Source organism: Paenibacillus cookii, from assembly GCF_018333375.1.
In the GTDB taxonomy this organism is placed as follows: Bacteria; Bacillota; Bacilli; order Paenibacillales; family Paenibacillaceae; genus Paenibacillus_AQ; species Paenibacillus_AQ cookii.
On sequence record NZ_BORW01000030.1, the window covers coordinates 41,275 to 67,202 of the forward strand.

Below are 25,928 nucleotides of genomic sequence, written 5' to 3' on the forward strand. Positions count from 1 at the left end.
TCGGAGGGCACCCGGGTAAATTCTTTCAGCCGCTGGAATTTACTCTCTGTTTGCGCGGATGGTTCCTCTTACTGGTCCCGTCGTCACGTTTCATTGGTATGGAAAACCCGTTATTTCCACTTAGAATACCACGGAAATGGCAGGTTTGCAAAATAAAGATTTATGCGAACAGGCCCAGCCCGCCGATGCGCCGGGCGGCTTCCCGCAGCCTGTCCTCGGATGTGAGCAGTCCGACGCGCACGTAGCCCTCGCCGTGACCGCCGAAGCCGATGCCGGGCGCGACGGCAACCTTGGCTCGCTCGAGCAGAAGGTCGGCAAACGAAGCCGACGTATGCCCTTGAGGCACCGGCAGCCAACTGAAGAAGGAGCCGCTTGGTTTCTCGGCTTCCCAGCCGATTTCGGCGAGCCCTGCGAAGAAAGCATCCCTGCGGGATTCGTAACGCTGCACCAGCTCGCGGACGCATTCCTGGGAAGCCGTCAACGCTTCGGCCGCCGCTGCCTGGATGCCGCCGAAAAGGCTGACGTAGATATGGTCCTGAAGTTGGTTGATCATCGAGACGACTTCGCGGTTGCCGAGGGCAAAGCCGACGCGCCAGCCGGCCATATTGTACGTTTTGGAAAGGGTGTAAAACTCGATGCCGACCTCTTTGGCGCCGGGCGCCTGAAGGAAACTGACCGGCCGCCGGCCGTCGAAGCCGATGGCGCCGTACGCGAAGTCGCTGGCGACGACGATGCCGTTTTCCGCGGCGAATTTGACCGTATCCTCGTAAAACGACAACGGCGCCGTGGCGGAAGTCGGATTGTTCGGATAATTCAGGAACATCAGCTTGGCCCGGCGACGGACGGACTCGGTGATGCCGGCGTAGTCCGGCAGGAAGGCATGGTCTTTTCGGAGCGGCATGAAGGACATTTCGGCCTTCGCAAGGGCGACCCCGGACCAGTAATCCGGATAGCCGGGATCGGGAACCAGGCAGAGGTCCCCCGGATTAAGCAGGATTTGCGGGAGCTGCACCAGGCCGGTTTTGCCGCCGAACAAAATGGCGACTTCTGTTTCGGGATCGAGCGAGACGCCGTAATCCTCGAAATAGCGTCTGGCGATCGCTTCTTTTAAAAAGCCGTATCCCGTAAAGGGAGAGTATTTATGATATACAGGGTTTGCCGCCGCTTCCTGCAGCGCTTGGACGACATGGGGCGGGGTCGGCGTGTCCGGGTTGCCCTGTCCCAAGTTAATGACGTCATGGCCCGCGGAAATTTCGCGGTTCACCTTTTGCACGAGCGTGGCGAAAAATTGCGTCGGCAGCTGCGTCATCACGTCCGCCGGTTGGATATGAAAAGCCGATCGATATTGCGCGGGGTCTGTCGATTTCATCGTATGATCACTCCGGTTTCCAGCATCGAATAGAATAGATTTAATCTAACATGATTTATCCGAGCTGTATAGAGGGAATAGCCATCCTGCACCTGCCCTTGATGAATCGCTCCGCTGCATTTATGATGGAAGACAACGCAGGCGGGGAAGCTCTCCCGCCCTAATCCTAACGCGGAGGGCAAGGAGGAGAAACATGACACAGAGAGGAAAAACATTGGCCGTGGCGCTCATCCAAGCCGACATCGAAATCGGCCGCCCGCAGGCCAATAAGGCTCACTTGGGGGACTTGATGGAAAAGGCGGTTCAAGGCGATCCGAAGCCGGACCTGCTGGTGCTGCCGGAGATGTGGAATACCGGGTACGCGCTGGAGCAAATACAGGAGATCGCCGATCCGGGCGGGGAGGACACGAGGGAATGGCTGTCGTCTTTTGCAAGGAGACACGGGGTCATGATCGTCGGGGGGTCCGCAGCCGTCAAGATCGAAGACCGCATTTACAACACGATGTACGCATTTGACCGGACCGGACGGCAGATCGGGGCATATTCGAAGCTGCACCTGTTCCGCCTGATGGACGAGGAGAAACATTTGACCGCCGGAAGCGCGCTCGTGAAGCTGGAGCTTGAAGGCCTGACGGCCGGCGCATCGATCTGCTATGACATCCGTTTTCCGGAGCTGGCCCGGAGCCTGGCGCTTGACGGCGCCAAAATGCTGATCGTGCCGGCGGAATGGCCGCATCCCCGCCTTCGCCACTGGCGTACGCTTTTGGCGGCGCGGGCGATCGAAAACCAAATGTACGTCGTCGCCTGCAACCGGGTGGGCAGCAGCCGGGGCACCGACTTTTTCGGCCATTCGATGATCATCGATCCATGGGGCGAAATCGTCGCCGAAGGCGGCGAGACGGAGGAGATCGTCACGGGCTGCGTTTCGCCGGAGCTGGTGGACGAGGTACGGGGACGGATTCCTGTATTCGCGGATCGGCGGCCAGAGTTGTACGCGGATAGAAAACGGGGGGCGGACATCGACCAAGGTTCGCAGCCGCAATAAATAAAAAAGGAACGAGCCTTTTGAAACGTTTCATCAGGCCCGTTCCTTTTTATTTGACCAATTCCCGCATCGTTTCCCGGAATGTCTCGATAAATGCTTCTGCCGCTTTGGACAGATAACGTCCGCGCCGGTAGGCGATCACCAGCGTCCGGCTGGGGACGGGCTCCGCGAGCGGAAGGTACACCGGAACGAATTCGCTTCTCGACGATCGGGAAATGAACCTTGGCACCAGCGTGATGCCCATCCCGGTCGCGACCAGCGACTGGATCGTTTCCATGTTGCTGCTTTCGAACACCACCTTCGGCTCGAACCCGGCTTGCTGGCACAGGTCGAAGGTGATTTTGCGGAAACCCTGGCCTTTTTTCAGCACGATAAACGATTCCTCGCTTAATTCCTCGATGCGCACGGGGAGCGGTTTGCCGTGATTCGTCCTTTCCGCCAGAGGATGCCCCTCAGGCACCGCAAGGTCGATGTCCTCCTCTCCGATGACCTCGTAAGCAAGGGAAGGCTCCAGAAGCGGCAGCGCAAGCAGGCTCAGGTCGGTTTTGCCGCCGGCGGTAAGTTTCTCGAGATTCATGGATGAATCCTCGAGAAGCGTGATTTCGATTTCGGGATACTTTCGCTTGAACGAAGGAAGGACATGGGGCAGCAAATGCGCGCCTGTAATCGGCATGCTGCCCACGACCACCTTGCCGCCCCGCAGCTGCGAAATGTCCGACATTTCCTGGCGAAGCAGCTCCACCGCGTCCATGATCTTTTGCGCCTGTTCCATAAATGAAGCTCCTGCATGCGTCAGCTCGACCGTGCTTGTGTTCCGCTGAAAAAGCAGCACGCCGAGTTCCTTTTCCAGCTTGGACAGCTGCTGGCTGAGGGAAGGCTGGGCGATGTGCAGCTTTTCGGCCGCCCGCGAAAAATTGCGCTCCGCCGCGATCTGCAATGCGTATTGAAGTTGTCTCAGTTCCATGTTCACCGGTCCCATCGTCTTTTGAATCATTCGAAATACGGATGTCCTTCTAATAGTTATTTCCTATTACGTTTATAGATATTATATCTTGGAACTATGAAGAAACCAATGCTATATTTATTTCATTCAAGTCGCGCCGCTGACCCGGCGGCAGACTTAACCAAGGACGTTATAACCACGATGAGGTGAAAAAGATGAGTAAAAGAACAATGTTTGAAAAAATCTGGGATAACCACGTGATTCATCAGGAAGAAGGCAAGCCAAGCATCCTCTACATCGATTTGCATCTCGTCCATGAAGTGACTTCCCCGCAGGCGTTCGAAGGACTTCGCCTCAGCGGCCGCAAGGTCCGCCGTCCGGAGCTGACCTTCGCCACGATGGACCACAACGTGCCGACGAAAGACCGTTTCAACATCAAAGACCCGATTTCGAAGCAGCAGATCGATACGCTGACCCAAAACTGCCGCGATTTCGGCGTGACGCTGTACGATCTCGAAACGATCGACCAAGGGGTCGTCCACGTCATGGGTCCCGAGCTCGGACTGACGCATCCGGGCAAAACGATCGTTTGCGGCGACAGCCATACCTCCACGCACGGCGCTTTCGGCGCCCTGGCCTTCGGAATCGGAACGAGCGAGGTCGAGCACGTGCTCGCAACGCAGTGCCTGCAGCAGGCCAAAGCCAAAACGATGGAGGTCCGCTTCGTCGGCAAACGCAAACCGGGCATTACGGCTAAAGACATGATCCTCGGCGTCATCGCCAAATACGGAACGGACTTTGCGACGGGCTACGTCATCGAATATACGGGCGAAGCCATTCGCGAGCTGACGATGGAAGAGCGCATGACCGTGTGCAACATGTCCATCGAGGGCGGAGCGCGCGCCGGCATGATCGCGCCGGACGAAACGACGTTCGAATATCTGCGCGGCCGCCAGTACGTGCCTGCGGGCGAAGAATTCGAAAAGAGAGTGGAAGAATGGAAGCAGCTTGTCACCGACGAAGGGGCGACGTACGACAAGGTCGTGGAGTTCGACGTTGAAACCTTGATCCCGCAAGTGACTTGGGGTACCAGCCCGGGCATGGGAACGGACATCACGGCAAAAGTGCCGGTGCCTGCGGAGCTGCCGACCGAAAACGAGCGGAAAGCCGCTGAAAAAGCGATCGAATATATGGGACTCGTTCCGGGTACGCCAATGACGGACATCGAAATCGACTACGTGTTCATCGGCTCCTGCACGAACGGGCGTATCGAAGACCTTCGCGCCGCCGCCGAAGTGGCCAAAGGCTACAAAGTTTCCGACCGGGTAACGGCCATCGTCGTGCCGGGCTCCGGACGCGTGAAGCTGCAAGCCGAGAAGGAAGGCCTCGACAAAATCTTTATCGAAGCGGGCTTTGAATGGCGCGATGCCGGATGCAGCATGTGCCTTGCGATGAACCCGGACGTATTGCAGCCTGGGCAGCGCTGCGCATCGACCTCCAACCGGAACTTCGAAGGACGTCAAGGACGCGGCGGACGTACGCATCTGGTTTCCCCTGCAATGGCTGCGGCAGCAGCGATCAAAGGGCGGTTCACCGACGTTCGCGACTGGAAATTCAAAACTGAAGTGGTTAGCTAAGGAGGACAACGAACATGGAAGCTTTTACTAAATTGACCGGACTTGTTGCCCCGGTAGACCGGGTAAACGTGGATACGGACGCAATCATCCCCAAACAATTTTTGAAACGGATCGAACGGACCGGCTTCGGACAATTCCTGTTCTATGAATGGAGATTCGACGAGCAAGGAAACGACATCGCCGATTTTTCGTTGAACCAGCCGCGCTACAAGGGCGCTTCGATCCTGATTTCCAGAGCCAATTTCGGCTGCGGCTCTTCCCGCGAGCATGCGCCTTGGGCGATCCTGGACTACGGCTTCAAATGCATCATCGCGCCGTCGTTTGCGGACATTTTCTATAACAACTGCTTCAAAAACGGAATTTTGCCGATCAAGCTTTCCGAAGAGCAGGTGGAGGAACTGTTCCAGCGCACCGCGGCCAATGAAGGTTATGAGCTGAACGTCGATTTGGAAAACAAAACGATCACCGACAACCAAGGCCTGCACATCGGCTTCGATCTGGATGAGCATCGCCGCCAGTTCCTGCTCCAAGGCCTGGACGACATCGGTTTGACGCTGCAGCATGAGGACGAAATCGCCGCTTATGAGCAAAAGCATGCTTCGCGCCTGTTCGCTTAAGCAGCGGCGAAGTTTATCCGATTTGGGCCGTCTATCAGCTCGGCCTGCAAAGGCTCCTATTTTCCCTCAGGAAATAGGAGCCTTTTTTTGCGGCTTGCGCGAAACATGTCGTCATGGAAAACGCAAAAAGCCCGAAACCCCGCCATGATCCTACGCACGGTCGATTAGGCTGTTTATATGGCGGATTTTGCAACGACGGAAAATAAACAGGCAAAAAATGAAAGTTCGGCAGGAAAAAGATGGGTGGATGGCGAATATTGCCTGCATAGCGAAGATTATGAACATTTTTAGATAGATTTGTTTCATATTGCCTGTTTACCGGCAAAAAAATCAGATTGGCAGAGGTGTACAATGAAGAAAATCGGATTTTTACTGTTTTTGTTGTCGTTATTGATCCTGTTGGTTCCGCTTCAGAACCAGGCGTCGGCCAGCGAAGCGCGCGTCCACATCTTTTTGGACGGCAGCGAGCTGAACGTGTCCAAAGACGCCAAAGTAACGAACGTGAACGGAAGCATCATGGTTCCCTTTCGCGTGATCGGGGAGAATCTCGGCTTTGACGTGAAATGGGAGCAAAAATCGAAGAAGGTTCTGATCAGCAAAGACAAAACGTCGATGGAACTGGCCGTGAACCAAAAAAACGCCACGGTAAACGGGAAAAAGGTTAAGCTGGACACCCCGCCGCTGCTGGACAAAAACATCGTAAGCGTACCCGTCCGTTTCGTGAGCGAACAAATGGGACTCCGCGTGAGCTGGGATAACGCCGACAAGGCGGTGTACCTGACGACGGCCGAAGCGCCGCCTGCCAAGGATAACGGAACCGGGGCGGGCGCGGGAGACGTGCCTGTGCCTCCGCCGGTAACCCGGCCGGATTCCACGGGAAATCCTTCGGACGGGCAGGATGAGGGAACGGGTCCTGTTACGACGACGCCGGCCGCCGGCCAGGCGCTCATCAACGGTATCAGCTTCAGCGAAAATCGCCTGATGGTCTCTACGCAAGGCGGAGCGGTGACGCCGAAAGTATTCACGATGTCCGGGCCCGACCGGGTCGTCGTCGATCTGCCGAACACTTCCTTTTCGCCGGATTTTCTGGGCGGACAAGCTGCCGGCGTGGGCAACCAGAGTGAACTCGAAGTGAGCGGTTATCCGGACGTGTCGAAGATCCGTTACTCCCAGTTCAGCAGCAATCCTGCTACGGTGAGGATCGTCATTGTTTTGAATTACGCGAAGGATTATGCGGTATACAACGAAAATGAAGGGCCGGATTCGGGATTGCTGATCGTAGACTTGAACAAAACGGGCAGCGCCGAACCCCCTGTAACGCCTCCGGTCGGCGGCAACGGCAAAAAGGTCGTCGTCATCGACGCGGGCCACGGGGACCAGGATCCGGGCACAACGGGATATTCGAAAACCAAAGAAAAGGATTTCAACCTGGCCGTCGCCTTGAAAGTAGGGCAGCTGCTGGCCAACGAACCCGGCATCGATTATGTGCTGACCCGCAGCGACGATACCTACCTGAAGCTTGCGGAAAGAGCGAAGATCGCCAACGATTTGAATGCGGACGTATTCGTTTCCATACACGCCAATAGTACTGGCGATAAATCGACAGCGGCCAACGGCACTGAAACATACTACCAACGGGATGCAAGCAAGGAATTGGCCCGAGTGATCCATAATTATGTGAGCAAAGCCACCGGCCTGAAGGATCGAGGCTATAAGTACGGGAATTTTCATGTCATCCGGGAAACGAAGATGCCGGCCGTATTGATTGAATCGGGGTTCATCTCCAATCCGAAAGACGAGGCGGCGTTGTTCAGCGAAAGCGTGCAAAATGCCATCGCCCAGGCTATTGTGGACGGAATCAAGGAATATCTCGGCATTCAGTAATAAAGACGTTTTGCAAGGAAGAAGGAGGCAGTTAAGTGAATAAAAAGCTATTAAGCGCGGCGCTTTTGGCCCTTGTCATGGTGGCGGGAGCAGGCTGCGGCCAAAAACCGGCGGCAGCGCCTGCCGCGCAGGAAACCACGCAGCAGCCCGGCGATACGTCCGTCAACGCGGCCCAGCCCGATCCAACCGATCTAACCGATTCGACCGAACCTGAACAGACAGGGGACGGACAGGAAGGGAAGGAAACGGCGCCGAACCAGACCGATAAGCCGGACGAGTCGGACAAGCCGGACAAGCAGCCGCAAAAGCCGGAGGAACCGTCCGTTCAGAAGCAGACGATCGAAGTCTATTATACGGACCCGCAGGAGCTTGAACTGAAAAAAAGCGAAAAGGAAATCAAGTTCGGCCAGGAAAACGATAAATACAAAGCGGCTTTTAAGGCGCTGCAGGAAAGCGGGGACGCCGATTTGATCCCGCTGTGGGGCAAAATGGAGCTGAAATCGCTGGAGTTCAAGGAAGGCATGGTAACGCTTGATGTTCATATGCCGGATGAAGCCCGCCTTGGCGCCGGCGGCGAACAGTTTGCCCTGGATGCGCTGACCAAAACCATGTTCCAATTCAAAGAGGTGGAATCGATCGAGCTGCTCGTGGACGGGCAAAAGCTCGAAAGCCTGATGGGGCATATGGATCTGGACCATCCGATCAAGCGAAACGGGAACTAATCCGCAAACGCAAACACGACACGAAACGAAGACCGTCTGTTCGGGCCCAGGCCCATACCGGCGGTCTTTTTGTTTATGCTTAAAGAGTTCTGCGGAAGAGGCACAAAAGCATCGATTTGTCTACCTTAAGCCATAGTTAAAGTTTTGCATAAAGAGGAATATATTCGCAACTTTTCGCAGCTTCCGACGTCTAACTTATGTCTGGTGATGTCGAAGGATAGCCAAAGCCGAAACGTCAGAGCTAACGACAAAAATTTAAGAATGGAAGGGTGAAGGATGAAAAAATTTGGTTTTATGGCAGTGCTCCTCTTTGTCTTCATTTTGGCGTTTCCTCACAATGGACAGGCTGCGGCGGGAAGTGCCAAAATTGTTCTGGACGACAAAGAACTGAGTCTGTCGGGAAATGCAAAAGTGGAAAATGTAAATGGCAATGTTATGATTCCATTACGTGTCGTCGGAGAGAATCTGGGGTTTGACGTCGCATGGGAAAAAAAGACGCGCACGGTAACCATACAAAAAGATTCCAAAGTCATGAAGCTGGTCGTCGGCCAAAAAACGGCCGAAGTGGACGGCAAAAAAACGTCCATGAATATCGCCCCCATTTTGCGCACGGACACGGTAATCGTGCCGATCCGCTTCGTCAGCGAAGAAATGGGTCTCACGGTATATTGGGACAATCAGAAAAAGATCGTAAACTTATATACCCCGAATTTCGGGAGCGGAAACGGCGATGCGGGAACCGGCGCCGGGAACGGAACGAATCCGGATGCCGGCAGCGGAGCCGCCGCGCAGGTTGACGGCATCAGCTTCAGCGACAACCGGCTGATGATCGCCGTTACCGGGAAAGCGAAAGTGAACGACTTTAAAATGAGCGGACCGGACCGCATCGTCGTCGATCTCGAAAATACGGGATTTTCGGACACGTTCAGCAGCGCGTCCCTGGACCAGAACAAAACGGGCTCCCTGGACGTCAACGGTTATCCGGATGTTTCAAAGGTCAGATATTCGTTATATAACAGCAATCCTTCAACCGTTCGGATCGTTATCGATCTGAATTATTCCAAAAATTATAAGCTGACGAACGACAACGGTTTATACATCGTCGATTTGAACACATCAGACAGCGGCACGCCGTCCAAACCCGGCACAAGCGGGAAAAAGATCGTCGTCATCGATGCCGGACACGGCGACCATGACCCGGGAACGACGGGCGTGACAGGCAAAAAGGAGAAGGACTTTAATTTGGCGATGGCCTTGAAGGTCGGCAAAATTTTGGAGCAGGATTCGAACTTCGAAGTGGTCTTGACCCGGAGCGACGATACGTTCCTTGAACTGAAAGAACGGGCGAAAATCGCCAACGACTTGAAAGCGGACGTGTTCGTATCGATCCACGCGAACAGCGCGGGTTCCTCGGCGGCAACCGGCAGCGAGACCTACTACCAGCGGGAAGCCAGCAAAACGCTTGCGAACGTGATGCACAAGCATTTGGTACAAGCTACCGGCTTGAAGGACCGCGGCGTGCGTTACGGCAATTTCCATGTCATCCGCGAAACGAAAATGCCGGCCGTTTTGCTTGAAGTAGGATATTTGAGCAACAAAAACGACGAAGCCGCCCTCTTTTCGGAAAGCTTCCAGCAGCGTGTTGCCCAAGGAATTGCAGATGGAATCAAAGAATATTTGGGTGTTCAATAATGAATGTCCCTTTTTAGGAGGCGGTACAGAATGAGCAGAAAAATTTGGTGTGCAGGCATTTTGGCTTTGGTGATGGTCGCCTCGGCCGGCTGCGGCCAAAAGCCGACATCCGCACCGGAAAGCGGACAACAACAACAGGAGACCGTTTCGGGCGAACAGCAGCAGCAAACGACGGGAAGCGGCGGCGAGAGCGTCAGCGAACCGAAGACCGAAGAAAACGGAAACGGAAGCGGAAGCGACGCGGGCAAAGAACCGTCCCAGGGGAACGTTTCTCCGGGCAAAGAGGTTTCATCGCAAAAGCCGCCGGAGTCGACGGCCAAAAAAGAAACGATCGACGTGTATTACACGGACCCGGAAGAGCTCGATCTGAAAAAATCCCGGAAGGAAATCAGCTATAAGGACGAAGCCGACAAATACGCGGCAGCTTACAAAGCGCTGCAGTCGAGCGGCAACGCCGACCTGATTCCGCTTTGGGGGGAAATCGAACTGAAAAAGCTTGACTTTAAAGACGGGCAAATCACCATGGACGTTCATATGCCGGATGAAGCTAGGCTCGGAGCCGGCGGCGAACAATTCGCCCTGGATGCGCTCACCAAAACCATGTTCCAGTTTGACGAAGTCAAGTCCGTGGAGCTTTTGGTGGACGGAGCCAAGGTGGAGAGCCTGATGGGCCACGTCGATTTGGAACATCCGTTGACAAGACATTGAAAATATTCGGATAAAAGCAGGAGATTGCGTTCTTCTTGTCGAATAGCATCATACGTCGCGATTTTTTTGAAGATCATCGGAATGCGCAACCGTTCGGCGAAGCCGGACAAGCCGATGATCGCAAGAAAAAATTCCGCTGAATGCAGTCTGTCTTCGTTGAAGATGCTCACGATACGATGATAGACGGTTTTCTTATATGAATTGAACTAAAGTTTGCGCTCCGGGAGCGGCCGGGTTTCGGACAGAAGCCTGGGCGGGAGCGCAATCTCTTTAGTTCTTTTCTTGTTATTTTCAGGGTTATACCGGTAGCGGTACGACCGTCATTTCGAAAGGGGAAAAGTAAAGAATGGTCAAACGGCGCAGCAATTCATCATCTCATTCTAAAAAAGTAGTTTCGGCCGTCATCGCAGGCATGATGGTCATGGGTTCCGGAACGGCGGTGTTCGCCGACAACGCGTCCAATAATACGGCAGCCCAATCCACTGCGGCGAGCGCGCTGTTCAAAGACGTCAAAAGCGGATACTGGGCCGAAAAACATATTTATAAGCTGGCTTCCCAAAGTATTCTCCTCGGCAACAACGGACTTTTCCGCCCCAATGACAACGTCACGCAGCAGGAAGCGGTCACGATGGCAATCCGCTTTGCGGGGCTCGAAGGCAAAGTCGACAAAAACGCCTCGGTGGCGCTGCCGGCGAACATGCAGGTCAACAATTATTTCAAACCGTACGTCGCGCTAGCCATTCAGCAAAACTTGCTGGATAAAACGAGCGAAAACGCGGCTTCCGACTCCAAGCAGACCTGGGGCGAACGCAAGGCAAGCCGCGAATGGATCACCGAGGTTTTGATCCGCGCGTTGGGCAAAGAAAGCCAAGCGGCGGCGCTTGCAAGCAAAGCGACCAATTTCGCGGACAACGGCAAAATTTCCGCAGCCAAAAGAGGTTTCGTCAACGCGGCTTTGGAGCTTGGGCTGACCAACGGCGTGGAAGGCAACCGCTTTGATCCTCAAGGCTCCGTCACCCGCGCCCAGCTCGCAACGTTTTTCAGCCGGGCCGAAGCTTATAACGACGTGAAATATGCCAACACGGCGGAAGGCGTCGTTACCGGGCTCAGCAGCAACAAGCTGGAGCTGTACGTCGATGGGGCCATCCGTACATATGCATTGGACAATTCCACCATGTACTTCACGAGCGCTTCCGAAAGCAAAATCAGCTTTGCCGACCTGAAGCCATACACGAAAGTGCTGGTCATCGGCAGCGGATCGAAGGCGGCTTACGTAGAGGTGACCGATGCCAAAGAGCAGCTCGAAAGCGTAGAGGGCACGTTCCAGAAGCTTTCCCCGGGCAACATTTTGTGGCTGGAAACGAACAGCACCTTCAAACCGTTCACGTATGACGAAAGTACGGCGTTCCTGGATCAAAACGGCGCCAAAATCGATCCTTCGGCCCTCGTCGCCGGCAGCAAAATCGTCATCCGCCAAGAGACGTTCACGTCGGCGAAAAAACCTGTCATCGTTCAGGTGAAATCCGGCGTCGTCAACAAAAACGGAACCGGCACGCTGCAGAGCGTGGATACGGCGACCAAATCCCTGGTCATTAAAAATTCGTCCGGCGACCTGGAAAGCTACACTTGGGACGACAGCCTGGTCGTCAAATACCAAAATCAGCTGCTGTCCCCATCCGAGCTGAAAAACGGCGCGGTGATCAAATACACCGTGAAGAACAATGTGCTCGAAACGGTGGAAGTAACGCAGAGCGTGGAAAGAACGATCCGCGGCACGTTGTATGAAGTCGGGGCGAACAATGCCACGATCACCTACAAACGCGACGGCGGACAGCTTGAAGTGAAGCTGCTTGCCGAAAAACCGGAGATCTTCATCAGCGGAATCGCCGCGCCAACGCTCAGCGATTTGAACGCGGACGAGACGAACGGCGATCAGGTGGAAATTACGCTGAATCCGCAGGATCAGGTAACGAAAATCCAGGTATTGAACCGCCAAATGGAACAGAAAAAAGGGGCGACGGTCGTTCAATACGAACCGAAATCCAGAGTGCTGACGCTGATGGATGCCAATAAAAAGCCTTACGTCGTAACGCTTGACGAAAAAACCAAATTGTCTTACAACGCGTCCGAACCTACGCTGGACGGCATTGCGCCATACCTGACGAACGGCCGGAAGGTCAATATCACGTACCTGTCGAACCGGGCGCTTTCGATCGACGTCATTTACCAATATGAAGGCAAAGTATCCTCTTTGAACTTGACGACCAAAAAGCTGACGCTGCTCGGGGCGGACGGCCAAAGCATCACGCTGCCGTTCAACAATCCGGTCGTTTCGGTATACGGAAAAAGCAGCGGTTCGCTCTCCGACGTTAAAGTGGGCACCGACATTGCGGCCGTGCTGAATGCGACCCAGGACGCGATTCAGACCATTCAAGTCAAAACCAACGTGCAATTCGAGCTTCTCGGCGTGGATTATGCCAACTCCCGCGTAACGGTTAAAAAAGACGGCGTAACCAGCCAGTTCTATGTGGACAAAACCGCGCTGAAGGACGAAAACGGGCAGGCGATCACGGTTCAGGACCTGCGTGCAGGACAATTGCTGAACGTGACCTTCAACGGCACCGAACCGGCATCCGTTCAGCTGGTGAAGCTGACTACCGGCGAGGTGACCGCGGTCAATTCGTCGTCGACGCCAAGCATTACGGTCAAAACGTATGGCGGAACGACGGAAACGTTCAAGCTGGACAGCTCCTCCAAAATCATGAACGATGCCGGAAGCGCGCTGAGCATCACCAACGTTTCGGCGGGCAACCGCGTCGAGGTGCGCAAGGATGCGGACGGAAATTCGGTCGTCAAAGTGCTTTCCGTAGCCACCAAAGCATTTTGGAAATATGACAGTTATGCGAAGGAAATATATGTGAAACGCCAAAATGTCAATGACGCCAACCAATTCCCGCTTTCTCCGGCTGCATACATCCATCAGGGAGATACCACATTAACCGTGCAATCCCTGAAAGAAAATGATAATATTGTTTTGTATTTAAGCAATGGAACGATTGTCGAAATACAGAAACAATAGTATGCTTTGGGAATGGTCATGAGATACACCGTCTTGATACGGGGAGTCTTACCCGTATCAAGACGTTTTTTTTGCAGGAGGTACAAAAGCGATGAAGGCAGCCACCGTACGACATATACTGGATACGATCGGCGAAATGTTTCCCGACGCTCATTGTGAATTAAACCACAGCAACGCTTTCGAATTGACGATCGCCGTGCTGCTGTCGGCGCAATGCACCGATGAGACGGTAAACAAGGTCACGAAGGATTTGTTCCAAAAGTACAAGTCCCCCGAAGATTACGTTGCCGTTCCGCTGGAGGAGCTGGAGCAGGACATCCGCAGAATCGGACTCTACCGGAATAAGGCGAAACATATCCGCAATTTATGCATGCTGTTAATGGAGCAATACGGCGGCGAGGTTCCCAGCGAACACGACGAATTGGTCAAACTGCCGGGAGTGGGCCGCAAAACCGCCAACGTCGTGGTTTCGAACGCGTTTGGCGTTCCGGCCATCGCGGTGGACACGCATGTGGAACGGGTCTCGAAACGGTTGGCACTGGCCAATTGGAAGGATTCGGTGCTGGAAGTGGAAAAAAAGCTGATGAAGCAGGTGCCGCGCGAAGAGTGGACGCTGACGCATCACCGGCTCATTTTTTTCGGCCGTTACCACTGCAAAGCCCAAAACCCGAAATGCCAGGTTTGCCCGCTGCTTGACGTATGCCGCGAAGGGAAAAAACGTATGAAGACGTCCCAAATCAGAAAAGATAAGAAATAGCAATAAAGGATAGGACCTACAAAGATGGAGAAGGATGGGATTATACATGAAATGCATCTCAGTGTATACAGACAATTTTGAACTGTTTTCCGATATTATGGACCAAGTGATGGAGACCGAGCTGGCCGAAAACGAAGAAAAAGAATTCGAGGGCGTGACCGTCAGCCACTCCGGCGACGTCCCGGAGCATTATTTGGACCGCATGTCGGTGAAGCCGGAGGTTGTCGTCATGAAGGACAAGTCCCGCGGCACGACCATTTTGCAGCATGGCAAAGTATTCGAAATTCTCGTTCCGGAAATCGAAAACGCCAACGCTTAAGGTTAGCGGCGCACAGTTGAATCAATGGCTTGATACCATAAAACCGAAAGGAATTTCGGTTTTATTTTTTTGCCCGTCGCCGCCCCAAAAGGGGAGGCCCCCGGCGAAAAATGTTTCTCATTCCGCTGCCGAAATGTTAAAATGTAACTATTTGAGGAATCTGGAAACGGATCAACAGGATCATTCCGGAGTCACTGACAGAGCTAAGGGGAGAAACGCAGTATGTCGACATCGAGTCCGACCATTCAATCTCATACGGAGTCTTTGCAGGATTTGCAGCAAACATTGGACGGCTGGGGAGACCGCCAGTCGGCCCAATGGGTAAGCGATTTGATACGAAAAGCTGCGGCAGGGGAGATGACGATCGCGTTTTGCGGCCATTTTTCCGCCGGCAAGTCCAGTCTGATCAACTCCTTATGCGGCAAAAAGGTGCTGCCGTCGAGCCCGGTTCCGACGAGCGCCAATGTCGTTTCGATCCGCAACGGCGAGCCGAAAGCCTTGATTTATCCGGCAGCCGCGGCTAATAAGGCAGGGCAAACATCCGAACCTCAAACGGTTTCCCTGGACGAATTATACGCATACTGCACCAATGGCGGCTCGTATTCCTCCGTCGAGGTGTGGGACCGGATTCCGCTGCTGGGCGAGCGCGGCGTGCTCATGGATACGCCCGGGGTGGATTCGACGGACGACAGCCACCAGAAGGCGACGCATTCGGCGCTGCATCTGGCGGATACGGTGCTGTACGTCATGGACTACAACCATGTGCAGTCGGAAAATAACCTCGCTTTCGCCAAAAGCTTGTCCGATTGGGGCAAACCGCTGTATCTTGTCGTGAACCAAATCGATAAACACCGCGAAAGAGAGCTGTCTTTTGAAAGCTATCGGGCCGAGGTGGAGGCTGCGTTCAAACGCTGGCAGGTCCATTATGTGAGCCTGCTGTTTACGTCGCTGAAGGAACCGGAGCATCCGTACAACCAATGGAAGCAGATCAAGGAACTGGTCGAACGGTTGATCGAAAAGCGGGAACCGATCCTAAGCTACAGCCTGGATTGCTCCGCCCGCCATATCGCCGAGCAGCATGTAAAGAAATATGCGGATTCGCTCGAGGAAACGAAGGAGCGGCTGCTGGAGGAAATGGGCGGCACCGAAGCGGCGGCGAAGCTGGAGGCGGAAATCTCTGGCTACCGCAAAGAGCTGGAGCGGCTGAAGGAGCTGCCGCAAACGGAGCGCGAGCACATTCGCAAACAGGTCGATTCGCTGCTCGACAATGCCAACATTACCCCTGCGGAGCTGCGGGATTTGGCCGGCGCGTTTTTGGAAAGCCGGAAGGCCGGGTTCAAGAAAGGGCTCTTCTTCAGCGGCGCCAAGACGGAGCAGGAGAAGCAGGAGCGGCTGCGCAAGTTCGCGGTTGCGCTGCGGGAGCAGACATCGGCGCAGATCGAGTGGCATTTGCTGGAGCTGCTGAAGCAGTGGAGCAAATCGCTGAATGTCTGGACGGAAGGGCTGCAGGCAAAGCTGCAGGCGACGATGCCCGAGATCGGCGAGGGCATGCTGGAGAGTTCGGTGAAGCCGGATGCGGTCATGTCCGGCGAATATGTTTTGAATTACTGCCGGATGCTGTCGGCAGACATCAAGGGCATGTACCGCCGCGCCGCGGTGAACGCGGCGGAGGACGTGCTGGCGGATGTGGCCGCATCCGCCAAAGAGCAGCAGCAGCGCGTGATCCGCGACCTGAACGCGCTGCTGGAGAAGTCCGCCGCGATGTCCCGCTATCAGGAGCTGGAGCGGGACATCGCGGCGCGCGCGGCAGCCGCCGAGGCGCTGCTGCCGGCGCGCGTCACGCTCACCCCCGGCTTCCTGCCGGAGGTGAGCGCCCCTGCCCCTGCGGCTGCGCAGCCGCAGGGCATGGACGCGGGCGCGCGGGAGACCGCGCCCGCCGCCGCCCCGCGCAGCGGGGCGGAGCCGCTTGGCGGCGCGGCCTTCGGCCGCCGCCAGCGGCTGGACGCCGCAGCAGCCCGCCTGCAGGACGCGGCGGCGCTGCTTGCGCGTTATCCCGCGCTCGCTTCCGCCGCGCGGGGGCTGAAGAGCCGGGCCGAGGCGCTGGCCGGCGGCTCCTTTACGATGGCGCTGTTCGGAGCGTTCAGCGCCGGGAAATCGTCGTTCGCCAACGCCCTGCTCGGCGAACGCGTGCTGCCGGTATCGCCGCATCCGACGACGGCGGCGATCAACCGCATCCTCGCCCCGCAGGACGGCTTTGAGCACGGCACCGCCCGGGTAACGATGAAATCGCCGGCCGCATTCCGGGAAGACCTGGAATATTCCTTCTCCGTGCTGCAGCTCGGAACGCCGCCGGAGGAAGGCTGGATCCAGGCCGTCGAAGGGCTTCAGCCGGAAGGGATCCATCCGGCCGGGCTGCCGCATTACGGGTTCCTGAAAGCGGCGGCGGCAGGCTGGGAGGAGACCCGGGCGCTGCTCGGCACGGTGCAGACCGTGGATTTGGATCGCTACAAAACCTTTGTCGCCGACGAGACGCGCTCCTGTTTCGTCGAGCGGATCGATTTATATTACAGCTGCCCGCTGACGGAGCAGGGAATCGTGCTCGTGGATACGCCGGGCGCCGATTCGCTTCATGCCCGGCATACGGGCGTCACGTTCCAATACATGAAACATGCGGACGCCATCGTATTCGTGACGTATTACAACCATGCCTTCTCCAAAGGCGACCGCCAGTTTCTGGCCCAGCTCGGCAGGGTGAAGGACAGCTTTGCGCTCGATAAAATGTTTTTTATCGTCAATGCCTCGGACCTTGCGTCCTCGGAAGAGGAGCTGGAGCAGGTCGTCAAACATGTCGAGGGCAATCTGAAAGCGCGGGGCATCCGGCTTCCGCATATTTACCCGGTATCCAGCATGAAGGCGCTGGAAGGCAAACTGGCGGGGGACCAAAGGCTGTATGCGGAATCGGCCTTTGAAGCTTTCGAAAACGCGCTTGGCGCATTTGCCGGCGAAGAGCTGCCGAAGCTGTCTTTGGCCGGCAGCCTGCAGGAGATTTCGGCCGTGCGCCGGCGGGTCGCCGAGTGGGCCGGGTTGGCCCGCCAGGACAAAGGGGCCCGCGAACGGCGCCGCCTGCAGCTGCAGGAGGTCGGCCGGCTTGCCCTGAAGCGGATCGAATCTTTTGCCGGCCAGGATCTTTCCGGCGATATGGAGCAGGAGACGCTGGAACTGCTGTTCCATGTTAGGCAGCGGATCGGTTTCGGTCTCGGCGAGTTTTTCGCCGAAGCTTTCCATCCGTCGGTCCTCCGGGAAGATGCCGGCCAGTTGAAACGGATTTTCGAAGGCTGCGGGCGCGAGCTCGAACGGACCATCGTCCGCGAGCTGGAGCAGGAGCTGTGGGCGACGACGCTGCGCCTGGAGAACAAGGGCAAGGCGGTGCTGCGGACCGCTGCCGAAGAAGCGGTAAACGACATTCGGGAATACGACGCCGCAATGATGCTGACGCCGCCGGAGGAATCGGAATGGGCTTCTCCGCAGTGGGAGGAAGCAGGGGCGGTTCATTTCGTGGATTGGAACGCCTATTGGCCGCTCTTCAAATCGCCCAAACATTTCTTCGAAGGGGGCGGCCGGGAAAAGCTGAAAAACGCCATCGAACCCGTGATCAAAGAAGCTTTAAGCACGGAAGCCGCCAAAAAACAGGAGCTCCTTGTGGATTTCTACGGCAAATTGGCGGCCGCTGCCCAGTCCAGGCAAGCGGAAGGACTGCGGGAACAGCTCAAGGAAGCGCTGGAAGCGGCTAACGCATCCTTGGCTTCCGGGGAACAGCCTGAAGTTTGGGATCGTTTGGCGGCCCAGCTGGAGGAAATGGAACAAAACATCCATATATGACCGGCAAATCCGGTGGGAGAAAAAAGGAAGCGTCATCGATAGGCGCTTCCTTTTTCGTGTTTTTTAACGGGGGAGCGGAGAGACGAACCTTACACGGTTGAAACGCATTTTTCGAAAGGAAAGAGACCGTTTCGGGGACGGATGGCCCAATGGTTAACCGCGGTATTTCGCTTTTTGGAAAGCTTTTGCCAGCTGGAATGATCTTCTTGTTGGGTTCGGCAGAGAACGCGAGGATTTTCAATGATTTGATAAGTAATTCAGGATTAAGCCGAGGTAATGACCATTGATTGCCAATGCCGCGAGAATATGCCCGGTTATCCTCTTTGCCGCCTTTGGAAGAGGGTGATAAACTTCAAAATATTCGACGTCACTTCCGGGAAAAAATGCAAAAACGAGGGGAAACGGCCTGAAATCGCCGTTCGGTCGGCAGGATCCGCTTTGAAGGATATCGGGATAGGCGAATAGGCACGCATTCCGATAGGATCAAAACGGCTTCCCGCGGGGGAACGGGTACCGAGGAAGGCCTTTCGCCGGATGGATGCAATCCGGAACGTGAAGCGATCAAGTTTTGAGATGATATGAAGGAGGAGAACCATGAATGTTCTCAGGCAAATGCAGAGCTTTTTTTGGGAGAAGAGAAGTTTTTTATATTTATCTATACTCTGCCTCGCCATAGCTACTGCACTCGGGCTTGTAACCCCGAACCTGCTGCGCACGCTGATTGACGATGCCATTCAGAAGCAGCACTTTGAGAAAGTCCCCGCGCTTGCGCTGACCGTTATCGCGGTCGTGTCTTTGAAAGCGCTAATGCAATTTTTAAGCGGTTTCTTCGGCGGAAGAATGGGGAACTATTTGGCTTACCGTTTGCGGAACGGATGTTACGAGAAACTCCAGGTTTTGTCTTTCCGTTATTACGACAAGGCCAGAACGGGGGACCTGATGTCCCGTCTGACCGGGGATCTCGAAGCGATTCGCCAGTTTATCGCCTTCGGCATTCCGCAAATTTTGAATACGATTCTGATGGTGGTTTTCGGCGCCGTCGTCATGCTGTCCATCAGCTGGCAGCTGACGCTCATCACGATGATCAGCATTCCGTTTTTGGTGATCGTGGCGCTGAAGTTCGAAAACAAAATTCATCCGGCTTTCCAGGAAATGCGTCTTGCGCTCAGCGCGCTGACCACGTCGGTGCAGGAGAACATCACGGGCGTCAGAACCGTGAAATCTTTTGCGCGCGAGCCTCATGAGGTGGATAAGTTCTCCATCCGCAACGAGCGGTACAAAAACAACCAGATCTTTGCATCCGGTTTGTGGAGCAGCTATTTTCCGTTAATGGAGCTTTTGGCCTGCATCTGCGTCGTCATCCTCCTCGGGGTCGGCGGCTCGATGGTCATCCGCGAATCGCTGACGCTCGGGAGCCTGGTTGCGTTTTTCAGCTTGATCTGGTACATTATCGGCCCGATGTGGAACATCGGTTATTTGATCAACAACTACACGCAGTCGGAAGCTTCCGGGGAACGCGTCATGGAGCTGTTGAACCAGCCGATCGACGTGAAGGATAAGGAAGGGGCCATCGCGCTGCGCGCGGAGGACGTCAAGGGGCACGTCACTTTTGAAAACGTAACCTTCGCTTACGGGAACAAGCTTCCGGCGATCAAGGACATCAATCTCGATGCGCCTCCGGGAACGGTCATCGGCCTGCTTGGCGGAACCGGCTCCGGCAAATCGACCATCATTCAGCTGCTGATGCATGCCTACAACGTGGACAGCGGCCGCATCAAGCTGGACGGCGTCAACATTAACGATATTCAGGTGCACAGCCTGCGCAGCCAAGTGGCGTCCGTGTTCCAGGAAACGTTCCTGTTTTCCTCCAGCATCCGCAACAACATCGCATACGGCATGAAGGACGTATCGATGGACGAGATCATCCGGGCGGCGAAGCTGGCCAAAGCCCATGACTTTATCATGGAAATGGCCGAAGGCTACGACACGATCGTCGGGGAACGGGGCATGGGCTTGTCCGGCGGGCAGAAGCAGCGGATCGCGATCGCGCGCGCCCTGCTCAAAAATCCGAAGATCCTGATCTTGGACGATGCGACAAGCGCCGTCGACATGGAAACCGAACACGAGATTCAGGCGGGATTCCAGGAGGTCATGAAGGGGCGGACCACGTTTATTATCGCCCACCGGATTTCCTCGCTCCGGCATGCCGACGAGATCCTCGTTTTGGATGAGGGCAAAGTCGTCCAGCGGGGCAAACACGATGAATTGATTGCGGTTCCTGGCCCATACCAGGACGTATACCATATACAATATGCAGACCACATTGCCCGGATGAATGGGGATGCAGGAGAGCAGGTGAGCTCATGAGTACGGCTTTTAACGCAGAGAAGCGTTCGCATCAAGAAGCGGGCAAACCGAAGGGCAGCGCCTCCGGCAAAACCGGGGAACGCTTCGTGTACCAGGACGACGAAGTCATCGAAAAACCGTTTAACTGGTCGCAGTTGACGAGATTGTTTTCCTACATGAAACCTTATGCCAAACAGCTGCTGCCGCTGGTCATTCTGATGATGGTCCTCGGCACGGTGACGAAACTGACGGTTCCGTATCTGACGAGTATGGCGATCGACAAGGCGATCGCGCCCACGGACGGCAGCTCCCCGAGCTTGACCTGGCTTTATACGATTACGGCATGCGTCCTTGTGCTTTATATTATTCAGTGGCTGGCGAGCACGTTCCGCATCAAATTTACGAATATTATCGGACAACGCGTCATATATGATCTGCGGAGCGATTTGTTCAAGCATATCCAGAAGCTGTCGTTCAACTTTTTCGATAAACGTCCGGCGGGATCGGTGCTCGTGCGCGTCACGAATGACGTCAACTCGCTGCAGGAGCTGTTTACGAACGGCGTCGTGAACCTGATGATCGACTGCGTGCAGCTGATGGGCATCGTCGTCATTTTGCTTCTGATCAACTGGAAGCTGGGGCTGGCGGTCATTTTGACCGTGCCGATCATGTTTTTCATATCGACCAAACTGCGGATCAAAATACGCCGGGCTTGGCAGGACGTGCGGATGAAAAACTCGCGGATCAACTCCCACTTGAACGAATCGATCCAAGGGATCCGCGTGACCCAAGCGTTTACGCAGGAGCAGGAAAACATCAAGTTCTTTGACAAAATGAACATGGACAGCAAAAAATCCTGGGACCGGGCTTCCGCCCTCAACCAAGGTTTCGGGCCGCTGATCGAAATTACGGGCGGGATCGGTACGCTGATCCTGTTCTGGTTCGGCGCTTATTTGATCCAGCATGACCAGTTGACCGTCGGCCTCCTGGTCGCCTTTTCGAGTTACGTCGGCAGCTTCTGGGAGCCGATCAACCGTCTCGGCCAAATGTACAATCAGCTGCTGGTGGCGATGGCTTCTTCCGAGCGGATCTTCGAGTTCATCGACGAGAAGCCGAGCATCGACGATAAGCCGGACGCCGTGCCGATGCCGAAAATCAAAGGCTACATCCGGCTGGACAACGTCGTGTTCGAATACGTCAAAGGCCGTCAGGCGCTGAAAGGGATCAACCTGGACGTCAAAGCCGGCCAAACGATCGCGCTCGTCGGGCATACCGGTTCAGGCAAAAGCACGATCATCAACCTGCTCAGCCGGTTCTACGACATTTCCGGCGGGAAAATCACGATCGACGGCATGGATATCCGCGACGTGAAGCTGGAAACGCTGCGCAGCCAGATCGGCATCGTCCTTCAGGATACGTTTATTTTCTCCGGCACGATTCGCGACAATATCCGGTTTGGACGATTGGATGCGACCGACGAAGAAATCGAAGCGGTGGCGAAAGCCGTCAACGCCCACGAATTCATCGAAAAATTGCCGGGGGGCTATGATACGGAGGTCGAGGAACGCGGCAACATGCTGTCGATGGGGCAGCGCCAGCTGCTGTCCTTCGCGCGCGCCCTTTTGGCCGATCCGCGGATTCTCATTTTGGACGAAGCGACGGCGAGCATCGATACGGAAACGGAGCTGAAAATTCAGGAGGCGCTGAAGGTGCTGCTGGAAGGCCGGACTTCGTTTATCGTGGCGCACCGTCTGTCGACGATCCGCCACGCCGACAAAATCGTCGTGCTGGATCACGGGGAGATCAAGGAAGAGGGCAACCATGCCGAGCTGATGCGTCAGCGCGGAACGTACCACGGCCTGATCGAAGCCCAGTTTAAATTCGTTTGATCCGGAAACGATTTGGAACATTTCACAACAAACTTCTGTAAAATCAATGAACTTCCTCACCGATTCGACAGCCTTAAGGCCTAAAAATGAGGAAAGTTTGTGAACATTAGAGGAAAATGTCGGAGCACTCTTGCAATCTTTCTCCTAAACCCCGAAAATAGTGATTGAGGTATACAGATGTGGTATACACTAGTAGGGGGGAATAGGGAAGTGGTGTGGGGTGCTCCTTTTTCTGCACAGGCCAAGAAAATGCTGCTGCTGGGCAGCGGCGAATTGGGGAAAGAAGTAGTACTGGAAGCCCAGAGACTGGGCGTAGAAACCATTGCCGTGGACCGATACGAACATGCGCCCGCCATGCAGGTCGCGCATAGGTCCCATGTGATTGATATGCTCGATGCCGATTCCCTGAAACAGATAATTCATCAGGAAAAACCGGATCTGATTGTACCTGAAATAGAAGCAATCGCAACCGAGGCGCTGCTTGAGCTGGAGGAAGAAGGGTACCGCGTCGTTCCGACGGCACGGGCCGCGCGCCTGACGATGGACCGCGAAGGCATCCGCCGTCTGGCCGCCGAGAAGCTTGGCCTGAAGGTTGCGGATTACCGTTTTGCCGATAGTTTGGAGGAGCTCAAGAAAGCAGTGGCTGTTTTGGGAACGCCATGCGTGGTCAAGCCGATCATGAGCTCATCCGGCAAAGGCCAAAGCGTGTGCCGTACGGAGGATGATGTTGAAGCTTGCTGGAACGCCGCCATGGAAGGCGGACGCGCCAAAAACAGCCGCGTCATCGTCGAATCGTTTGTTTCGTTCGAAAGCGAAATCACGCTGCTGACCGTACGCTCTGTAAGCGGCACCACCTTTTGCAAACCGATCGGCCACATTCAGAAAGACGGCGACTATGTTGAATCCTGGCAGCCTCATGAGCTCAGCCCGGATCAATGGAAGGAAGCGGAGCTCATCGCGAAAGCCATCACCGACGAGTTGGGCGGTTATGGCGTTTTCGGAGTCGAGCTGTTTGTTACGAAAGATGGAATCATATTCAGCGAAGTTTCGCCACGTCCGCATGATACCGGGATGGTGACGATGATCACCCAGGATTTATCGGAATTTGCCCTGCACGTCAGAGCGATTCTCGGACTTCCGATCCCGTCGGTCGAATTGCTGACGCCGGGTGCTTCGGCAACTTTGAAAGCGGACGACGCAAGTACGAATTTTACTGTTGGAGGCATAGAGGAAGCGCTCAGCCTGCCGCGGACCCAAGTCCGGGTGTTCGGCAAGCCTGAGACGAGAGCCGGCCGAAGAATGGCTGTCGCCTTAAGCGCTGATGGGGATCTTCAGAAAGCACGGAATACGGCGAAACATGCCGCCAGTCTTTTAAAAGTGGAGGAATATGATCATGAACAGTAACATTCTGGCACCCGCCCTGCAAATACGTTTCTCGAATTGCGACAGCGACCTCGAAGCCGTCGTGGCTTTGATGCGGGAACTGAATTATCCGACGACCATTAACGTGATGCGCGAGCGGATCGAAGCTTCCGAGAACAATCCGAAGCTTTGCACGATGGTCGCCGAGCTTGACGGCAAGGTCATCGGCATGGTTGCGCTGAATCAGGTGAAGTCCTTTGCGAGAAACGAGACGGCGACGCAGGTGTCGGCTCTGATCGTGGCCAAGGAACACCGCGGTCAAGGCATCGGCAAAAGGCTGATCCGCAGCGCGGAAGAGTGGGGCAAAAAGCAAGGAAGCCAAACGCTTTTCCTGGTGAGCGGCAATCGGGTGGAAAGAGCACCGGCGCATGCATTTTATGAACATATCGGTTTCGAAAAAATCGGATATCAATTCGTGAGAAAACTGAACTAATTCACTATACATGATGATACGCTCGTCCCGTTTCGGGACGGGCTTTTTTGTCGTTTGACCGCGAATTCCAGCAAAGCCCCCGCTTTTCGTATCAAGCCTGAAATCGGATTTCTGGAAATTCACTTCCAATATTTGTGGCCTACACAAGGAATACAAACATGTTACAATGTGGGAGTAAGAAATGACAACTTTGTAACCGGAATGGATCGGTTCGAGCAACAACACCATGAGAAGGAGATATATCCATGAAGAACAATAAAGTGATGAAAACATTGGTCAGCACGGCATGTGCCGCCGTTTTGGCGGTGGGTCTGATTGGAGCAGGTCCGGCATCGGCAGCGTCTGCCCAGCAAAATTCCGTACCGGCGCCAAGCGGCTTCCAAAACCTGCAGGATCTGCAAAGCTATGTGGAGAAATGGCTGCAAAATAACGGCGGTTACGCATTCAAATATCAAATCCAGTTCCCGGGCGCAGGCCAGGCAACGAACCCGCAGCCGACAACGCCAACACCTTCGAAACCGGCGCCTTCGAAGCCGGAAACGTCCAAGCCGCAGCCTTCCAAGCCTGCACCGTCGAAGCCGAAAACGTCCAAACCGTCGACCGGAACGTCTTCGAACCCATCGGCTTATGCTGCCGAGGTCGTCAAGCTGGTCAACCAGGAACGCGCCAAAGCGGGCTTGAAGCCGCTGACGGAAAATGCGAAATTGTCCAATATGGCGATGGATAAAGCGAAGGACATGAGCAACAACAACTACTTCGACCACAATTCCCCGACGTACGGCTCTCCGTTCGACATGATGAAAAAATATGGCATTTCTTTCAGCTATGCGGGCGAAAACATCGCTAAGGGCCAAAAAACCCCTGCAGATGTCATGAAAGCCTGGATGAACAGCGAAGGACACCGCGCCAACATTCTGAACGGCAACTACACGACGATCGGCGTGGCTTACTACAACGGGTACTGGGTACAAGAATTTATCGCAAACTAATTCTAATATTATATATCGTAAGCTTGCGGTTTAAAGAAGAAGTCCGTTTCCTGATGGAACGGGCTTTTTTTATTTAGGCTTTAGCCAGTTGAGCTCGCGAAGCGTGCGAAACAAAAAACCACCCGCTATGCGGGTGGAGGGAACGAGGGTTTGACCAACAAGACCATCCCGATAAAATTGAGATGTTCAGGCTCAATT

The 25,928-nt window shown here is 55.0% G+C and carries 18 protein-coding genes; 16 read left to right on the forward strand and 2 right to left on the reverse strand.

Going from position 1 to position 25,928, the window contains the following annotated elements; genetic code table 11:
- Positions 1-160: 160 nt before the first annotated feature.
- Positions 161-1,369, reverse strand: coding sequence for a pyridoxal phosphate-dependent aminotransferase (locus KI367_RS20855; RefSeq protein WP_212952059.1), 1,209 nt, complete (start codon positions 1,367-1,369; stop codon positions 161-163).
- A 193-nt stretch (positions 1,370-1,562) separates the two neighbouring features.
- Between KI367_RS20855 and KI367_RS20860 the strand changes: the two genes are divergently transcribed.
- Positions 1,563-2,414, forward strand: coding sequence for a carbon-nitrogen family hydrolase (locus KI367_RS20860; protein WP_212952060.1), 852 nt, complete (start codon positions 1,563-1,565; stop codon positions 2,412-2,414).
- 49 nt (positions 2,415-2,463) lie between these two features.
- On the opposite strand, the gene KI367_RS20865 is transcribed toward KI367_RS20860, so the two are convergent.
- The gene (locus tag KI367_RS20865; protein WP_212952071.1) at positions 2,464-3,378 is read right to left on the reverse strand and encodes a LysR family transcriptional regulator; all 915 of its coding nucleotides are present in this window, start codon (positions 3,376-3,378) and stop codon (positions 2,464-2,466) included.
- Positions 3,379-3,572: 194 nt separating this feature from the next.
- Here KI367_RS20865 and leuC point away from each other — a divergent pair, with 194 nt between their 5' ends.
- The 15 genes from leuC to KI367_RS20940 all read left to right on the forward strand — a co-directional run bounded on the left by leuC (position 3,573) and on the right by KI367_RS20940 (position 25,730).
- Positions 3,573-4,994 (forward strand): 3-isopropylmalate dehydratase large subunit, encoded by a 1,422-nt coding sequence (gene leuC, locus KI367_RS20870; protein WP_036715017.1) that lies wholly within the window; start codon positions 3,573-3,575, stop codon positions 4,992-4,994.
- A gap of 14 nt (positions 4,995-5,008) precedes the next feature.
- The gene (leuD, locus tag KI367_RS20875; protein ID WP_036715016.1) at positions 5,009-5,611 is read left to right on the forward strand and encodes a 3-isopropylmalate dehydratase small subunit; all 603 of its coding nucleotides are present in this window, start codon (positions 5,009-5,011) and stop codon (positions 5,609-5,611) included.
- Between the two features lie 351 nt (positions 5,612-5,962).
- Entirely contained in the window at positions 5,963-7,495 is a 1,533-nt protein-coding gene (locus tag KI367_RS20880; RefSeq protein WP_212952061.1) for an N-acetylmuramoyl-L-alanine amidase family protein, read from the forward strand.
- 35 nt (positions 7,496-7,530) lie between these two features.
- Positions 7,531-8,217, forward strand: a complete 687-nt coding sequence (locus KI367_RS20885; protein ID WP_036715553.1) for a GerMN domain-containing protein — start codon at positions 7,531-7,533, stop codon at positions 8,215-8,217.
- A 276-nt stretch (positions 8,218-8,493) separates the two neighbouring features.
- A complete protein-coding gene (locus KI367_RS20890; RefSeq protein WP_212952062.1) occupies positions 8,494-9,909 on the forward strand; it encodes an N-acetylmuramoyl-L-alanine amidase family protein in 1,416 nt (471 codons plus the stop codon).
- Between the two features lie 30 nt (positions 9,910-9,939).
- Positions 9,940-10,617, forward strand: coding sequence for a GerMN domain-containing protein (locus KI367_RS20895; RefSeq protein ID WP_212952063.1), 678 nt, complete (start codon positions 9,940-9,942; stop codon positions 10,615-10,617).
- 346 nt (positions 10,618-10,963) lie between these two features.
- Positions 10,964-13,696, forward strand: coding sequence for an S-layer homology domain-containing protein (locus tag KI367_RS20900; protein ID WP_212952064.1), 2,733 nt, complete (start codon positions 10,964-10,966; stop codon positions 13,694-13,696).
- A 91-nt stretch (positions 13,697-13,787) separates the two neighbouring features.
- Complete coding sequence (gene nth, locus KI367_RS20905) at positions 13,788-14,453, forward strand: endonuclease III (RefSeq protein ID WP_036715557.1); 666 nt, start codon at positions 13,788-13,790, stop codon at positions 14,451-14,453.
- 46 nt (positions 14,454-14,499) lie between these two features.
- Positions 14,500-14,772 (forward strand): hypothetical protein, encoded by a 273-nt coding sequence (locus KI367_RS20910; RefSeq protein ID WP_036715558.1) that lies wholly within the window; start codon positions 14,500-14,502, stop codon positions 14,770-14,772.
- Between the two features lie 222 nt (positions 14,773-14,994).
- Complete coding sequence (locus KI367_RS20915; protein WP_212952065.1) at positions 14,995-18,651, forward strand: dynamin family protein; 3,657 nt, start codon at positions 14,995-14,997, stop codon at positions 18,649-18,651.
- 594 nt (positions 18,652-19,245) lie between these two features.
- Positions 19,246-21,018, forward strand: a complete 1,773-nt coding sequence (locus KI367_RS20920; protein ID WP_036708086.1) for an ABC transporter ATP-binding protein — start codon at positions 19,246-19,248, stop codon at positions 21,016-21,018.
- Positions 21,015-22,886: an ABC transporter ATP-binding protein gene (locus KI367_RS20925; protein ID WP_212952066.1), complete on the forward strand. Its 1,872-nt coding sequence runs from the start codon at positions 21,015-21,017 to the stop codon at positions 22,884-22,886. The genes KI367_RS20920 and KI367_RS20925 overlap by 4 nt, the downstream gene beginning before the upstream one ends.
- 213 nt (positions 22,887-23,099) lie before the next feature.
- Positions 23,100-24,290 carry a formate-dependent phosphoribosylglycinamide formyltransferase gene (gene purT / locus KI367_RS20930; RefSeq protein ID WP_212952072.1) on the forward strand — a complete coding sequence of 397 codons (1,191 nt, stop codon included), beginning with the start codon at positions 23,100-23,102 and terminating at the stop codon, positions 24,288-24,290.
- The gene (locus tag KI367_RS20935; protein ID WP_246537154.1) at positions 24,280-24,741 is read left to right on the forward strand and encodes a GNAT family N-acetyltransferase; all 462 of its coding nucleotides are present in this window, start codon (positions 24,280-24,282) and stop codon (positions 24,739-24,741) included. Before purT ends, KI367_RS20935 begins: the two co-directional genes overlap by 11 nt.
- A gap of 245 nt (positions 24,742-24,986) precedes the next feature.
- On the forward strand, positions 24,987-25,730 hold the full coding sequence (locus KI367_RS20940; RefSeq protein ID WP_246537155.1) for a CAP domain-containing protein: 744 nt from the start codon (positions 24,987-24,989) through the stop codon (positions 25,728-25,730).
- Positions 25,731-25,928 lie beyond the last annotated feature (198 nt).